Here is a 15,190-nt window from a genome sequence, read left to right on the forward strand (position 1 = left end):
ATTGACGGATCATATGTCCGTATTGTCACAAAGGTGACTACTCCCGTGCCGCCCCGCGAGAACCCGGACCAGCTGTGGCGGTCGGAGGGCACCCCGCCGTCGCCGCCCCCGACACCACCGCCGAACCGGGGGCCCCGCGGCGGCTGGCTGCGGATGCTGCTCACCGCGCTGGTCGTGTTCGTGCTGGTCGACCTGCTGCTGAACCTGTTCAGCGGGGCCGGCAGCACCAGCATCACCTACACCGAGTTCACCAAGCAGCTGACCGCGGGTCACGTCTCCGAGATCTACGCCAAGGGCGACAGCATCCAGGGCAAGCTCAAGGAGGCCCAGCCCAAGCCGGACGACGGCAAGGGCAGCTACACCGACTTCAGCACCCAGCGGCCGGTGTTCGCCGACGACGGGCTCTGGAGCACGCTGACCGCCCAGGGCGTCGTGGTGGACGCCCGCCCGGTGGTCCAGGAGCGCAGCTTCCTGGTCAACCTGCTGCTCTCGCTGGCGCCGATGCTGCTGCTGGTGGTGCTCTGGCTGGTGATCGCCAGGCGGATGGGCGCGGGCGGCGGGATGGCCGGGCTCGGCCGCAAGGCCCCGCCCAAGCCGGTCGCCCTGGACGGCCCCGGCGCCCGGCGCACCACCTTCGCCGACGTGGCCGGGATCGACGAGGTCAAGGCCGAGCTGACCGAGGTGGTCGACTTCCTGGAGCGGCCCGACGCCTACCGCAGGATGGGCGCCAAGATGCCCCGCGGCGTCCTGCTCGCGGGCCCGCCGGGGACCGGCAAGACCCTGCTGGCCCGAGCCGTCGCGGGAGAGGCCGGGGTGCCGTTCTTCTCGGCCTCCGCCTCCGAGTTCATCGAGATGATCGTCGGCGTCGGCGCCTCCCGGGTCCGCGAGCTGTTCGCCGAGGCCCGCAAGGTCGCCCCGGCGATCGTCTTCATCGACGAGATCGACACCATCGGCCGGACCCGCGGCAGCGGCGGCGGCATGGGCGGCCACGACGAGCGCGAGCAGACGCTCAATCAGATCCTCACCGAGATGGACGGCTTCTCCGGCTCCGAGGGCGTGGTCGTGCTGGCCGCCACCAACCGCGCCGAGGTGCTGGACAAGGCCCTGCTGCGGCCGGGCCGGTTCGACCGCACGGTCACCGTCAGCCCGCCCGACCGGGACGGCCGCGAGGCCATCCTGAAGATCCACACCAGGGACGTCCCGCTGGCCGAGGGCGTCGACCTGGCCCAGGTCGCGCGGACCACCCCCGGGATGACCGGCGCCGAGCTGGCCAACCTCGCCAACGAGGCCGCGCTGCTGGCGGTGAAGCACGACCGGGCCGAGGTCGGCCCGCGCGAGTTCGCCGAAGCCCTGGAGAAGGTCCAGCTGGGCGCGGTCCGCTCGCTGGTGATGCCGGAGGAGGAGCGCCGCAGGACCGCGTACCACGAGTCGGGGCACGCGCTGCTGGGGATGCTGCAGCCCGGCGCCGACCCGGTCCGCAAGATCACCATCGTGCCGCGCGGACGCGCCCTCGGCGTCACCCTGTCCACCCCGGACGCGGACCGCTACGCCTACACCGAGGAGTACCTGCGCGGCCGGATCATCGGCGCGCTCGGCGGGATGGCCGCCGAGCAGGTGGTCTACGGCGTGATCACCACCGGCGCGGAGAGCGACCTGGAGCAGGTCACCGGCATCGCCCGGGGCATGGCCGGCCGCTGGGGGATGAGCAGCGTGGTCGGCAGGCTCACCGCCGTCCCCGCCGACACCCAGGGCGCGTACGGCCTCTCCGCCGCCCCGGCCACCCTGGACGCGGTGGACGGCGAGGCCCGCCGCATCGTCGCCGAGTGCTACGAGGAGGCCTGCCGCAAGCTCACCGAGCACCGCCCCCGGCTGGACGCGCTGGCCGACGCGCTGATGGAGCACGAGACCCTGGACGAGGAGCACGCCTACCGCGCGGCCGGGCTGCCCCGCGCCGCGAAGACCCTGTGAGCCTCAGCGCAGCCGGGGCCGCTCGGCCACGGTGTAGCGGAAGACGTTGAGCATCCGGACCGAGCCGTCGTCGCGCCGGTAGGGGTGCAGCGCCTCGGTGACCTCCTTCTCCACCTGGCGCTGGCCGGAGTAGTCCGCCGCCGCGTCGAAGACGCCCATGGACAGCAGGCCGCGGACGGCGCTCTCCAGGTCCGGGTAGGCGAACGGGCAGAGCACCCGCCCGCCGCCGCCGAGCCGCAGTCCGGCCCGCGCGACCATCTGCTCCACCGCGCCGGGCACGCTCAGCGCGAACGGCGCGTAGGGACCGCGCCTGAGCGGGTCCGCGAGCCGGCGCGCGATCCCCAGCACCGGGGCGCTCTCGCAGCGCTCCGGCGGGCCCCAGGTGGCCAGCGCGACATGCCCGCCGGGCAGGGTCAGCCGGGCCGCGTCGCGGACCAGGGCCTGCGGATCGGCGGTGCAGGAGAGGTGCTCGAACGCGGTCACCAACGAGTGCGCCGCGGGGCCGCCGCCCGCCGGGCCGCCGCCCGCGGAGCCGCCGCCCGCCGAACCGCCCGGTCCGCCGCCGCGGCCGGTGCCGTCGCCGCTGTCGGCCAGCTCCCGGTAGACGTCGGCCATCACCCGCAGTGAGCGGTCCTGGGCCAGCGAGCGCAGCTCCGCCTCCGGTTCCAGGCCGACCACCTCCGCGCCGCGCGCCGCGGCCAGCAGCAGGGCCAGTCCCGACCGGCAGCCGAGGCCGAGCACGCTGGTCGCGGGCCCGACTTCGAGCCGGGCGTACACCGCCTCGTAGAGCGGGACCAGCATCCGCTCCTGGATCTCGGCCCAGTCCCTGGCCCGCTGCCGCGCCCGGGACCGCCCTGCCGTACCACCGTCCGTGCCCATGACGGCACTCACCGTAGTGCCTGCCATCGATGCGGAAGCCATCACCCGGGCCCCTTCGATCCGATCCCGTCGCGGGGCGTGAGGGACGCCCGCGCTGAGTCACGCCGGGTCGCGGAGCGGTCGCGCTCCGTTCCCGGCAGGGTCCAGCCAACTCCGACTGCGGCCGGGAGTCCAGAGCCCGAAGGTATTGATTCGGATTCGCGCCCGTGCGCCCCGTACCATCAGCGCATGGCAAAAGCTCCCGTTCTCACCCCCCAGGCGGACGATTTCCCGCGCTGGTACCAGGATCTGATCAGCAAGGCCGAGTTGGCCGACAACGGTCCGGTGCGCGGCACCATGGTCATCCGACCGTACGGCTACGCGCTGTGGGAGCGGATGCAGCAGGAGATGGACGCGCGGATCAAGAAGGCGGGCGCGCAGAACGCCTACTTCCCGATGTTCATCCCGCAGTCCTACCTCACCCGCGAGGCCGAGCACGTCGAGGGCTTCGCGCCCGAGCTCGCGGTGGTCACCCACGGCGGCGGCAAGGAACTGGACGAGCCGGTCGTGGTCCGGCCCACCTCCGAGACCATCATCAACGAGTACTTCTCCAAGTGGGTGCAGAGCCACCGCGACCTGCCCCTGCTGATCAACCAGTGGGCCAACGTGGTCCGCTGGGAGCTGCGTCCCCGCGTCTTCCTGCGCACCACCGAGTTCCTCTGGCAGGAGGGCCACACCGCCCACGCCACGTACGAGGACGCCCGCGCCTACGCGTCGATGATCCACACCGACGTCTACGGCGACTTCATGACCAATGTGCTCGGCATCGACGTGGTGCTCGGGCGCAAGACCGCCAAGGAGCGGTTCGCCGGGGCGATCAACACGCTCACCCTGGAATCGATGATGGGCGACGGCAAGGCGCTGCAGATGGGCACCAGCCACGAGCTGGGCCAGAACTTCGCCAAGGCGTTCAACACCCAGTTCCTGTCCAACGGCAGCGAGCGCGAGTACGTCTGGCAGACCTCCTGGGGCTCCTCGACCCGGATGGTCGGCGGCCTGATCATGTCGCACGGCGACGACAACGGCCTCCGGGTGCCGCCGCGGCTCGCGGCCACCCAGGTCGTGGTGCTGGCGATCAAGGGCGACGAGCCGGTGATCGCCAAGGTCCGCGAGATCGGCGCCGCGCTGGAGGCGGCCGGGGTCCGGGTGGTCGTGGACGACCGCACCGACACCCCGTTCGGCCGCCGCGCGGTGGACTGGGAGCTCAAGGGCGTCCCGCTGCGGATCGAGGTCGGCCCGCGCGACCTGGAGGCCGGCACCGCCATGCTGGCCCGGCGCATCGCCGGCGGCAAGGAGCCGGTCTCGGTGGACGCGCTGGCGGCGATCGTCCCCGGCCTGCTGGAGGAGGACCAGGCGCTGCTGCTGCGCCAGTCCCGGGAGCGCCGGGAGTCCCGTACCGCGGAGGTCGCCAACCTCGACGAGGCGGTCGAGGCGGCGGCCACCGGCTGGGGCCGGATGCCCTGGGCCGATCTCGGCCCGGAGGGCGAGCGCAAGCTCGCCGAGCAGGGCGTCTCGGTCCGCTGCATCGTCGCCGAGGACGGCTCGGTTCCGGCGACGGACGACCAGCCGGGCAACATCGCGATCGTCGCGCGGGCCTACTGACCCCGGTTCATCTCACCGGTTGAGACGCCGAGCAGACAAGTTGCGTAGGAAAACCGGTTCACCAAACCTTCACGGAACTGGTGGACCGGTTTTCCGGTTTCCGGTTTGAAACCCAAAGACCTTCGCTGACCAGCAAGATGACTGACCGTCAGGGAATCGTGGCGGATCGTCGCGGTCCGCGCCCGGCCGGGGTGCTCTATGCGCGTCCACGACAACCTCTTGAAACCGGAACATCCGGGAGCGCTCCCTCGTTGGCGTAGCGTGAGCACGACACAACAACCACTGGTCCTCGCGGCCGAGCTGGCCCTCGCCTGGGGCGACATCCAGCGCTACCACTCCGACCTGCCCAGTCTCGCGGCCCCGGAATCGCTGATCGGCGAGTCCTCTTCGGCCTGCGGTACCGAGCTGGGCTTCGAGCGCCTGCTGCACGAGGCTGCCCACGGGCTCGCCGCCGCGCGCGGCATCCGTGACACCTCGCGTGCAGGGCGCTACCACAACCGTCGCTTCCTGGCCCTCGCCGACGAACTCGGCCTGGACCACTCCGCCGATCCGCATCCGAGCAGCGGCTTCTCGCTGGTCACGATGCGTGCGGAAACCCGCGAACGGTACTCCGACACGATCAGCAGGCTGCAGCTCGCCCTCGGCGCGCACGCCGCCGCCACCAGCGGACCGGTCCAGGACCGGGCCCGCAGCTTCCGCGGACCGGCCACCAGGCACGGCTCCTCCGGCGGTGGCGTCCGGGTCAAGGCCGTCTGCGACTGCGGGCGCAACGTCCGGGTGGTCCCCTCGGTGCTGGCCCAGGCCGCCATCGTCTGCGGCAACTGCGGACAGCCGTTCCGGATCGCCGAGGTCCCGCCGCGCGGCTAGCGGGCGTCGGTCCGGTTCCGTAGGGGGCAGCGGCGGCAATCCGCCCTGCCGTCCTATGGCACAATGGACAGCTGAGTACTCGGCAGCCGAGCAGGACCCCTCTCTCCTCCGGCTGACGTGTCCGTCGAGCAGCCTGCAGCCGCAACCCCACGTGGAATGCGCGGCTGCTCACCCACGTCAAATCCAGGAGAACCACTCCCGTGGCAGTCAAGATCAAGCTGAAGCGTCTCGGCAAGATTCGCTCCCCGCACTACCGCATCGTCGTCGCCGACGCCCGCACCAAGCGTGACGGTCGGGCGATCGAGGAGATCGGCATCTACCAGCCGACCTACGACCCCTCGGTCATCAAGGTCGACAACGAGCGCGCGCAGTACTGGCTGAGTGTCGGCGCCCAGCCGACCGAGGCCGTGCTCGCGATCCTCAAGCTGACCGGCGACTGGCAGCAGTTCAAGGGCGAGCCCGCCCCGGCGCCGCTCAAGGTCGCCGAGCCCAAGGTCACGGACTTCTCGCACCTGTTCGCGAAGGCCGTTGCCGGCTTCGAGGACTCCACCACCGGTGTCGCGATCACCCCGAAGGCCAAGAAGTCGGACAAGAAGGACGAGGCCGACGCCGCTCCGGCCGACGCTGCCGCGTCCACCGAGTCCTGATCATGCTCGAGGAAGCCCTCGAGCACCTGGTGAAGGGCATCGTCGAGAACCCGGACGAGGTCCAGGTGCGTTCGCGAGAACTGCGCCGGGGCCGCATCCTCGAGGTGCGGGTGCACCCCGAGGACCTCGGCAAGGTCATCGGCCGAGGCGGTCGCACGGCGCGCGCACTGCGCACCGTGGTCACCGCTCTCGGCGGTCGCAGTGTCCGCGTCGACCTGGTCGACGTGGACGGCGTGCGATAAGCCACAGGTACAGAGCCTTGGGCACCACCTCGGGGCCGGTCGGGACACTCGTCCCGACCGGCCCCGAGTCTTTTCCGAACAGACTTCCAGGACTTCCAGGAGAGAGATCACCGTGCAGCTCGTCGTGGCCAGGATCGGCCGTGCCCATGGCATCAAGGGGCAGGTGACGGTGGAGGTGCGCACCGACGAGCCGGAGACCCGGCTCGCCCCCGGCGCCCCGCTGCTGACCGACCCGGCCAGCGCCGGACCGCTCACCGTCGCGGACGCGCGCTGGCACAGCGGCCGGCTGCTGCTGAGCTTCCGCGGGGTCACCGACCGCACCGGCGCCGAGGCCCTGCGCGGCACCCTGCTGATCGCCGAGGTCGACCCGGAGCAGACCCCGGAGGACCCGGCCGAGTTCTACGACCACCAGCTGATCGGCCTGGCCGTGGTCCTCGCCGACGGCACCGCGGTCGGCGAGCTGACCTCGATCGCCCACCTCCCGGCCCAGGACCTGCTGACGGTCACCCGCCCGGACGGCGGCGAGGTGCTGGTGCCGTTCGTCACCGAGATCGTCCCGGAGATCGACCTCAAGCGGCGGCGCGCGGTGCTCACCCCGCCGCCGGGGCTGCTGGACCCGGCCGCCGCGGTGGTCGACTCGGTGCGCGACGACGCGTCCGACGACGGTGAGTCCGACGACGGCGCCGCTGCCGCCGACCCGTCCGCCGACGAGTCCGAGTAGGAGCGGCGGCCGTGCGGATCGACGTCGTCACCATCTTTCCCGAGTACCTGGAGCCGCTGAACGTCTCGCTGGTCGGCAAGGCCCGCGCCCGCGGCCTGCTGGACGTCCGGCTGCACGGGCTGCGCGAGCACACCGACGACGTGCACCGCACCGTGGACGACTCCCCGTACGGCGGCGGCCCCGGCATGGTGATGAAGCCCGAGCCCTGGGCCGCGGCGCTGGACGGCGTGCTCGGCTCGGCCGGTCCCGCGGACGGCCCGGCGCCGACCCTGGTGGTGCCCACCCCCAGCGGTCGCCCGTTCACCCAGGAGCTGGCCCAGGAGCTGGCCGGACGCCCCTGGCTGGCCTTCGCCCCGGCCCGGTACGAGGGGATCGACCGCCGGGTGATCGAGGAGGCCGCCGCGCGGATGCCGGTGGTCGAGGTGTCGATCGGCGACTACGTGCTGGCCGGCGGCGAGGTCGCGGTGCTGGTGATCGTGGAGGCGGTGGCCCGGCTGCTGCCCGGTGTGCTCGGCAACGCCGAGTCGCACCAGGACGACTCCTTCGCGCCGGGCCGGATGGCCGACCTGCTGGAGGGCCCGGTGTACACCAAGCCGGCCGAGTGGCGCGGCCGGGCCGTGCCCGAGGTGCTGCTCAGCGGCAACCACGGCAGGATCGCCCGCTGGCGCCGGGAGCAGGCCTTCGCCCGTACCCTCGCCATGCGCCCGGACCTGGTCGGCCGCTGGGAGCGGGGCGCGATGGACAAGCACGACCTGCGCGCCCTGGCCGAGTTGGGCCTGCACTGGGACGAGGACCGCGGGCGATTTCTGCCCACGGCGGTCGATGTGGAACAATAGGCCCTTGCTGCCTGTCCTCGGCCGTCCGTCCACCCCGGTGGTTGCGGTAGGCCCGGTGCCCCTGCCACGGGGGAGACACCGCCAACCGAGCGGCACACCAGCACACCCCTTTTCGGACGACATTCCGCAGGTGGCCCGTGGCGCCTGTGATGGAGACAGATCATGAGCAACCTGCTCACCGCCGTCGACGCGGCTTCGCTGCGTTCCGACATCCCCGCGTTCCGCCCCGGTGACACCGTCAACGTGCACGTCCGCGTCATCGAGGGCAGCCGCTCCCGAGTCCAGCAGTTCAAGGGCGTCGTCATCCGCCGCCAGGGCGACGGCCTGCGCGAGACCTTCACGGTCCGCAAGGTCAGCTTCAACGTCGGCGTGGAGCGCACCTTCCCGGTGCACACCCCGATCGTCGAGAAGATCGAGGTCGTGACCCGCGGCGCGGTCCGTCGCGCCAAGCTGTACTACCTGCGCGACCTGCGCGGCAAGGCCGCCAAGATCAAGGAGAAGCGCGACCGCTGAACATCCCTCACACCGCGGTGACCTAAGCTGCTGCGGCGATGGATACACAGCAAGCGCCCGAGGACCGCGACTGCGCCACCGACCCTGACGGTCGGGAGGCGGAGCCGCGGTCCTCTGCCGTCCGCCGCCTGCTCCGGGACGTACTGCTGCTGGGCGCGGTCTGCGCGCTGGTGCTGGCCCTGGTGAACACCTTCGTGGCGCAGCCGTTCGGCATCCCCAGCGGCTCCATGGAGGGGACGCTGCGGGTCGGAGACCGGGTCGTGGTGAACAAGCTGGCGTATCGATTCGGCGGTCGGCCGCAGCGCGGCGACGTGGTGGTCTTCGACGGCCGGGGCTCCTTCGTCGACGACGGCGGGGAGGAGCAGGGGGACGGCTCGGGCGACGACTTCGTCAAGCGGGTGATCGGGGTGGCCGGGGACACCGTGGTCTGCTGCGATCCGCAGGGGCGGTTGACCGTCGACGGTGTGCCGCTGGACGAGAGCGGGTACCTCTATCCCGGTGACGCTCCCTCGACCGTGCGGTTCTCGATCAAGGTTCCGGCGGACCGCCTCTTCGTCCTCGGCGACCACCGCTCCGACTCCCGCGACTCCCGGGACCACCTGGGCGATCCCGGCGGCGGCTTCGTCCCGGTCGACAAGGTGACCGGAAGGGTCGACTGGGTGGTGTTCCCAGTGGGACGCTGGCGCTCGCTGGACCGTCCGCAGGCTTTCGCGGAGCTGGCGTCGGAACTGCGAAAGGACGCCGGCCGTGGGCACCAGGGGTAGGTCAAGGCAGCCCTCGCCCTCCGCCGCCGGTTCCCCGACCGCCCCGGCGATATCCGCCGAGCGGCTCCGGACCGCCGACGCGGGAGCTCCCGCTGCGACCGGCGACCGTACGCCCGGGGCCCGCGCCGAGCGCGGGCGGGCCGAGCGGCGCCGCGCCGCCAAGCGGGCCAGCCGCCGCCGCAAGCGCTCGCTGCTGCGCGAGATACCGCTGATCGTCGTGGTCGCCCTGGCGATCACGCTGCTGTTGCAGACCTTCCTGGTCCAGGTGTTCTCGATCCCCTCGGGCTCGATGCAGTCCACCATCGGGATCGGCGACCGGGTGGTGGTGAACAAGCTCTCCCCGTGGTTCGGCGCCCAGCCGAAGCGCGGTGACGTGGTGGTCTTCAACGACCCCGACAACTGGCTCAAGGACGACCCGGTGCCCAAGAGCGGCCCGGTGCTGGGGGCGGTGAAGACCGCCTTCACCTTCGTCGGCCTGCTGCCCTCGGACCGCGACCTGATCAAGCGGGTGATCGGCGTCCCCGGCGACACCGTCGCCTGCTGCGACAGCCAGGGTCGGCTGCTGGTCAACGGCAAGCCGCTGGACGAGCCGTACGTGTTCCCCGGCAACCCGCCGTCCCGGATCTCCTTCAAGGTCACCGTGCCGGCCGGGAAGCTCTGGGTGATGGGCGACCACCGCGACGTCTCGGCCGACTCCCGCTACCACATGTCCGACGCGACCGGCGGGTTCGTCCCGGAGAAGGACGTGGTGGGCCGGGCCGTCGCGGTGATCTGGCCGCTGTCGCACTGGCGCACCCTGCCGTCGCAGTCGATCCAGGCGACCGCCGCCGGGCCGCCGGGCGGGGCCGTCGGCGCGGCAGCGCCCCCCGCGCCAGATCAAAGTCTTCGTCAAGTATCGTCCGCAGCGGCCCTGGGACCGCTTCCCGGGGAACTTCCGCTCGTTATGGGTTTGGCTGCGACTCTGTCCCGCACGGCGAGACGTCGATGGGCGCGGCGATTCGAGCGGATGTGAACCGCGCGGACGTGAACCGTATGGCGACTGAGGGAGATGAAGTGGGGGATCTGGTGATCGGGCCCAACTCGGGTGTCGGTGAGCCCGAGGACTCGACGGACCGTACCGTGGAGTCCGTGGACGACACCGGGCGCGGAGACGCCGACAACGACCGGACCGAACGATCGTCGGCCCCGCACAGGGACGACGCGGACGACCTGCTCGACGCCGAGCCCGCGGGTGAGGCAGGCCCGCTCAAGGCGGGGAAGCGGAAGAAGCCGCGCTCCTTCTGGAAGGAGCTGCCGATCCTGGTCGTGGTCGCGCTGGTGCTCGCCCTGCTGATCAAGACCTTCCTGGTGCAGGCGTTCTCGATCCCCTCGGGTTCGATGGAGAACACCCTCCAGGTCGGCGACCGGGTCCTGGTGGACAAGCTCACCCCGCACTTCGGCGACAAGCCCTCGCGCGGCCAGGTCGTCGTCTTCCACGACCCCGGCAACTGGCTCTCCGACGAGCCGACCGCCCCGCAGAGCAGCAACTCGGTGATCCGGGGCCTGCAGGACGTGCTCAGCTGGATCGGCCTGATGCCGTCGGCGAACGAGAAGGACCTGATCAAGCGGGTCATCGCGGTCGGCGGGGACACCGTCAGCTGCAACGGCACCGGGCCGGTCTACGTCAACGGCAAGCCGCTGACCGAGCCGTACATCTACCCCGGCGCGACGCCCTGCGGCGACAAGAACTTCGGCCCGTTCAAGGTGCCCGCCAACTCGATCTGGGTGATGGGCGACCACCGCAACGACTCGCTGGACTCGCGCTACCACATGGATGAGCCCGGCGGCGGCTCGGTGCCGGACAGCGACGTGGTCGGCCGCGCCATCGTGGTGGCCTGGCCGATCTCGCACTGGTCCACCCTGCCGATCCCGAGCACCTTCAGCCAGCCCGGCATCACCACCCAGGCCGGCGGCCCGGTCGGCGCGGCCCTGGTCAACGAGCCCGGCGCGGCCGGGCTGATCGGCGCCGTCCCGCTGACCTGGCTGTACCGCAGGGGCCGGCTGCGCAAGCTGCGCCGCTCCGCCGCGGCGGAGCGCCAGGACTGACCGCCTCACCCGGACAAAGCCTTACCCGGAACCGCTTGCGAAGGCCGCAGTACCGACCAGTAATCTGCTGGGACGTCCTGCGGCCTTCGGTCTGCCCAGGTTCGACGTCGGGTCACGGCTGCCGCGGCTGCCAGGTCTGCCACGGCTGAGGAGAGAACCACCATGTCGGTACGACGGCTGCGTCCGGGCGGGCTGCTGCAGGGCCTCGGCATCGCGATCGGGCTGATCGCGATGCTCGGCGGGTTCGCCGTGCTGGCGATCCAGTACCGGCCGTACTCGGTGCCGACCGACTCGATGCAGCCGACCGTGCAGCCCGGCGACACCCTGCTCGCGCACCCGGTCAAGGGCAGCGCGGTCGGCCGCGGCGACATCGTGATCTTCAACGACCCGGTCTGGGGGAACACGGACGAGGTCAAACGGGTGATCGGGGTCGGTGGGGACAAGGTCGCCTGCTGCGACAGCAAGGGCAGGACCACGGTCGACGGCATCCCGCTGACCGAGCCCTACCTGGCCCCCGGCGGCATGCTGACCTCCGCCACGGGCTTCAGCGTCACCGTCCCGGCCGGGCGGCTGTTCCTGATGGGCGACAACCGCGCGGTCTCCCTCGACTCCCGCTCCCACCTGGACGTCCTCGACGGGACGGTGCCCGACTCCGCAGTGGTCGCCAGGGTCGAGGGGAGGGTCTGGCCGCTGGGCCGGGCCGGGACGATCGCCCGCACCAGCGCCCTCGACGCCGTCCCCGGCCCCGATGCCACCGCCCACGGCCCGCTGGCGGCGCTGGTCTGCGCGGTCGTCGGCGGGGCCGCCCTGGTGTTGCTGACCGCGGCTGTGGGTACGGTCGGAGGACGCTTGCGGAAACTCCGCAGGCAGTGAACGCGAGGAGGCGCGGATGACGGTGCTGCGCCGCAGGGCCGCCCGGGTGCTGCTGCTCGACCCGGCCGACCGGATCCTGCTGCTGCACGGCTTCGATCCGCTGGTGCCGGGACGGGACTGGTGGTTCACCCCCGGCGGGGGAGTGGAACCGGGCGAGGAGCTCGCCGACGCGGCCCGGCGCGAGGTCGCCGAGGAGACCGGGATCAGGGACGTCGCCCTCGGTCCGCTGGTCGCCCGCCGGGCCACCGCCTTCAGCTTCGACGGCCGCGACTTCGACCAGGATGAGTGGTACTTCCTGGGCAGGACCGGCACCACGGCACTGGACCCGTCCGGCCAGACCGAGCTGGAACTGCGCACCGTGGACCAGCTGCGCTGGTGGACCTCGGCCGAGCTGGCGGCCACCGCCGAGACCGTCTACCCGGAGGGCCTCGGCCCGCTGCTGACCGCCCTGCTCGACGGCGAACCGCCGGACCCTCCGGTACGGCTACCGAGCCCCACCCAGTGGTCCACAATGGACCAACGTACGCACAGCTGAGGGGAACGTGGGGATGAGTGCCGAGGACCTCGAAAAGTACGAGACCGAGATGGAGCTCAAGCTCTACCGGGAGTACCGCGACGTCGTCGGGCTGTTCAAGTTCGTGATCGAGACCGAGCGCCGCTTCTACCTCACCAACGACTACGAGCTGCAGGTGCACTCGGTCCAGGGCGAGGTGTTCTTTGAGGTGTCCATGGCTGATGCCTGGGTCTGGGACATGTACCGACCGGCTCGCTTCGTCCGCAAGGTCAGGGTGCTGACCTTCAAGGACGTCAACGTGGAGGAGCTCGCCAAGAGCGACCTGGAGCTGCCCTCCGACGAGGCCGGCTTCGGACCCTGACCGGCGGTCGCACGGTCAGCTGTCAATGCTCCGCCGCCCGGTTCACCCCTCCGGGCGGCGGAGTTTTCCACACCCCCCGAGCTGTCCACAGCCGACCCTGAGCCGCTGGCCCGACGCCCCCCGACCCGGCAGATTGCCGAGCGGAGGTGATCGTGGTGACCGCACGCACACAGGCCCTCGGCCGCTACGGCGAGGACGCCGCAGCCCGCCATCTCGCCGCGGCCGGGCTCACCGTCCTGGAGCGCAACTGGCGCTGCCGCCAGGGCGAGCTGGACATCGTCGCGCTGGACGGCGACACCCTCGCCGTCTGCGAGGTCAAAACCCGTACCGAACACGGCTTCCAGGCCCCGTCCGAGGCGGTCGACGCGGCCAAGGCGGCCCGGCTGGCCCTGCTCGCCGCCCGCTGGCTGGACGAGCGCTGGCAGGCCCCGCCACCGCCGGGCGGGGTGCGGATCGACCTGGTCAGCGTGGTGCACACGGCCCGCGGCGCGGCCCGGGTCGAGCACCTGCCCGGGGCGGTGGGCTGAGATGGCCTTCGCCCACACCGGCTCGGTCGCGCTGCTCGGCGTCGACGGCGTGGTGGTCGAGGTCCAGGCCGACCTGGAGCCCGGCGTCGCCGCGTTCACCATCGTCGGGCTGCCGGACAAGGCCCTCAGCGAGGCCAGGGACCGGGTCCGCGCCGCCGTGGTCAACTCCGGCGAGAAGTGGCCGCAGCGCAAGCTCACCGTCGGCCTCTCGCCCGCCTCGGTGCCCAAGAGCGGCAGCGGCTTCGACCTCGCCATCGCCTGCGCGGTACTCGCCGCGGCCGAGCGGCTCGACCCCGCCGCCATCGCGCGACTGCTGCTGATCGGCGAGCTGGGGCTGGACGGCCGGGTCCGCCCGGTGCGCGGGGTGCTCCCCGCCGTGCTGGCCGCCGCGGACGCCGGGTACGACCAGGTCGTGGTCCCCCGGCAGACCGCGGCCGAGGCCGGGCTGGTGCCCGGCGTCACGGTCCACGGCGTGCAGACGCTCCGTCAGCTGATCACTCTGCTCACCGGGGTGCCCCTGGCCGAGGACGAGCCCGAACCCGCCGTCCCCGGCCTGCCGGACCATGCCCTGGCCGGCCTCTCGCTGCCCGGCCTCGGCGTCCGCGGCCGGGCCGACGAGGCCGACCTCCGCGACCTCGCCGACGTGGCCGGCCAGTACGAGGCCCGCCGCGCCCTGGAGATCGCCGCCGCGGGCGGACACCACCTGTTCCTGAAGGGCCCGCCGGGAGCGGGAAAGACCATGCTCGCCGAGCGCCTCCCCGGCATCCTGCCGCCGCTCGGCCCGGACGAGGCGCTGGAGGTCACCGCCGTGCACTCGATCGCCGGGCTGCTCCCACCCGGACGCCCGCTGGTCAGGTCCGCGCCCTACTGCGCCCCGCACCACTCGACCACGATGCCCGCCATCGTCGGCGGCGGCAGCGGACTGCCGCGCCCCGGCGCGGTCTCCCTGGCCCACCGCGGCGTGCTGTTCCTGGACGAGGCACCGGAGTTCCCGGTCCGGGTGCTGGACGCGCTGCGGCAGCCGCTGGAGTCCGGCGAGGTGGTGGTCGCCCGTGCGGCGGGCTCGCTGCGGCTGCCCGCGAGGTTCCTGCTGCTGCTCGCCGCGAACCCCTGCCCGTGCGGCCGCTGGTCGCGGCGCGGCGACAGCTGCGAGTGCACGCCGAGCATGGTCACCCGCTACCAGAACCGGCTGTCGGGACCGCTGCTCGACCGGGTCGACCTCCGGGTGGAGGTCGACGCCGTCACCCGGCTGGAACTGATGGACCGCGACGCCACCGCCGAGACCACCGCGGTGGTCGCCGCGCGGGTCCTGGCCGCCAGGGAACGGGCCGCCGCCCGGCTCAGGGACACCCCCTGGCGCACCAACGGCGAGGTCCCCGGCCATGAGCTGCGCACCAGGTGGCGGCTCGCGCCCGGCGCGCTCCAGGACGCCGAGCGGGACATGGAGCGCGGCCTGCTCACCGCCCGCGGCCTGGACCGGGTCCTGCGCGTCGCCTGGACCACCGCGGACCTCGCCGCCCGCGACAGCCCGGACCGCGACCACGTCCGCACCGCCCTCGCCCTCCGCACCGGCTTCACCCGAGGAGCGGCCCTACCGGGCCACTGAGGCCGACTGCGACCAGCGGCCGGCCCCCTTCCCCGGCTGGCCGCTGCCCCCTCCCCGGCCTGCGGCTGACCCTTCCCGGTCGGCCGCCGCCCCTCCGCACCCCGGCCAGCTGCTGACCCCTCCCCGGGCAGCCGCTGGCCGGTCGC

17 protein-coding genes are annotated in these 15,190 nt (G+C 72.5%); 16 read left to right on the forward strand and 1 reads right to left on the reverse strand.

What is annotated here, in order from left to right; all coding sequences use genetic code 11:
* Positions 1-33 precede the first annotated feature (33 nt).
* Complete coding sequence (ftsH, locus tag ACEZDE_RS27950) at positions 34-1,968, forward strand: ATP-dependent zinc metalloprotease FtsH (protein ID WP_380541695.1); 1,935 nt, start codon at positions 34-36, stop codon at positions 1,966-1,968.
* 3 nt (positions 1,969-1,971) lie between these two features.
* Here the strand turns inward: ftsH and ACEZDE_RS27955 are convergent, their stop codons facing one another.
* Entirely contained in the window at positions 1,972-2,847 is an 876-nt protein-coding gene (locus ACEZDE_RS27955; protein ID WP_380541698.1) for a class I SAM-dependent methyltransferase, read from the reverse strand.
* Positions 2,848-3,075: 228 nt separating this feature from the next.
* Between ACEZDE_RS27955 and proS the strand changes: the two genes are divergently transcribed.
* The 15 genes from proS to ACEZDE_RS28030 all read left to right on the forward strand — a co-directional run bounded on the left by proS (position 3,076) and on the right by ACEZDE_RS28030 (position 15,044).
* Entirely contained in the window at positions 3,076-4,488 is a 1,413-nt protein-coding gene (gene proS, locus ACEZDE_RS27960; protein ID WP_380541701.1) for a proline--tRNA ligase, read from the forward strand.
* 261 nt (positions 4,489-4,749) lie between these two features.
* Positions 4,750-5,355 (forward strand): hypothetical protein, encoded by a 606-nt coding sequence (locus ACEZDE_RS27965; protein WP_380541704.1) that lies wholly within the window; start codon positions 4,750-4,752, stop codon positions 5,353-5,355.
* A 200-nt stretch (positions 5,356-5,555) separates the two neighbouring features.
* Positions 5,556-6,002 carry a 30S ribosomal protein S16 gene (gene rpsP, locus ACEZDE_RS27970; protein WP_380541707.1) on the forward strand — a complete coding sequence of 149 codons (447 nt, stop codon included), beginning with the start codon at positions 5,556-5,558 and terminating at the stop codon, positions 6,000-6,002.
* A gap of 2 nt (positions 6,003-6,004) precedes the next feature.
* Positions 6,005-6,244, forward strand: a complete 240-nt coding sequence (locus ACEZDE_RS27975) for an RNA-binding protein (protein ID WP_030263860.1) — start codon at positions 6,005-6,007, stop codon at positions 6,242-6,244.
* A gap of 112 nt (positions 6,245-6,356) precedes the next feature.
* Positions 6,357-6,965: a ribosome maturation factor RimM gene (rimM, locus tag ACEZDE_RS27980; protein ID WP_380541710.1), complete on the forward strand. Its 609-nt coding sequence runs from the start codon at positions 6,357-6,359 to the stop codon at positions 6,963-6,965.
* An 11-nt stretch (positions 6,966-6,976) separates the two neighbouring features.
* Positions 6,977-7,801 carry a tRNA (guanosine(37)-N1)-methyltransferase TrmD gene (gene trmD / locus ACEZDE_RS27985; protein WP_380541713.1) on the forward strand — a complete coding sequence of 275 codons (825 nt, stop codon included), beginning with the start codon at positions 6,977-6,979 and terminating at the stop codon, positions 7,799-7,801.
* A 162-nt stretch (positions 7,802-7,963) separates the two neighbouring features.
* Positions 7,964-8,314: a 50S ribosomal protein L19 gene (rplS, locus tag ACEZDE_RS27990; RefSeq protein ID WP_380541716.1), complete on the forward strand. Its 351-nt coding sequence runs from the start codon at positions 7,964-7,966 to the stop codon at positions 8,312-8,314.
* A 38-nt stretch (positions 8,315-8,352) separates the two neighbouring features.
* A complete protein-coding gene (gene lepB / locus ACEZDE_RS27995; protein ID WP_380541719.1) occupies positions 8,353-9,078 on the forward strand; it encodes a signal peptidase I in 726 nt (241 codons plus the stop codon).
* Positions 9,062-10,090 carry a signal peptidase I gene (gene lepB, locus ACEZDE_RS28000; protein ID WP_380541722.1) on the forward strand — a complete coding sequence of 343 codons (1,029 nt, stop codon included), beginning with the start codon at positions 9,062-9,064 and terminating at the stop codon, positions 10,088-10,090. Before lepB (ACEZDE_RS27995) ends, lepB (ACEZDE_RS28000) begins: the two co-directional genes overlap by 17 nt.
* Positions 10,091-10,131: 41 nt before the next feature.
* A complete protein-coding gene (gene lepB, locus ACEZDE_RS28005) occupies positions 10,132-11,163 on the forward strand; it encodes a signal peptidase I (RefSeq protein ID WP_380541725.1) in 1,032 nt (343 codons plus the stop codon).
* Positions 11,164-11,325: 162 nt separating this feature from the next.
* Complete coding sequence (lepB, locus tag ACEZDE_RS28010; protein ID WP_380541728.1) at positions 11,326-12,036, forward strand: signal peptidase I; 711 nt, start codon at positions 11,326-11,328, stop codon at positions 12,034-12,036.
* Between the two features lie 16 nt (positions 12,037-12,052).
* On the forward strand, positions 12,053-12,571 hold the full coding sequence (locus ACEZDE_RS28015; protein WP_380541731.1) for an NUDIX hydrolase: 519 nt from the start codon (positions 12,053-12,055) through the stop codon (positions 12,569-12,571).
* Between the two features lie 13 nt (positions 12,572-12,584).
* Positions 12,585-12,911: a DUF2469 domain-containing protein gene (locus tag ACEZDE_RS28020; protein ID WP_034090139.1), complete on the forward strand. Its 327-nt coding sequence runs from the start codon at positions 12,585-12,587 to the stop codon at positions 12,909-12,911.
* 155 nt (positions 12,912-13,066) lie between these two features.
* Entirely contained in the window at positions 13,067-13,438 is a 372-nt protein-coding gene (locus ACEZDE_RS28025; protein ID WP_380541734.1) for a YraN family protein, read from the forward strand.
* A gap of 1 nt (position 13,439) precedes the next feature.
* Positions 13,440-15,044 carry a YifB family Mg chelatase-like AAA ATPase gene (locus ACEZDE_RS28030; protein WP_380541737.1) on the forward strand — a complete coding sequence of 535 codons (1,605 nt, stop codon included), beginning with the start codon at positions 13,440-13,442 and terminating at the stop codon, positions 15,042-15,044.
* Positions 15,045-15,190: the final 146 nt, after the last annotated feature.

The organism is Streptacidiphilus cavernicola, assembly GCF_042510955.1.
Lineage (GTDB): Bacteria > Actinomycetota > Actinomycetes > Streptomycetales > Streptomycetaceae > Streptacidiphilus > Streptacidiphilus cavernicola.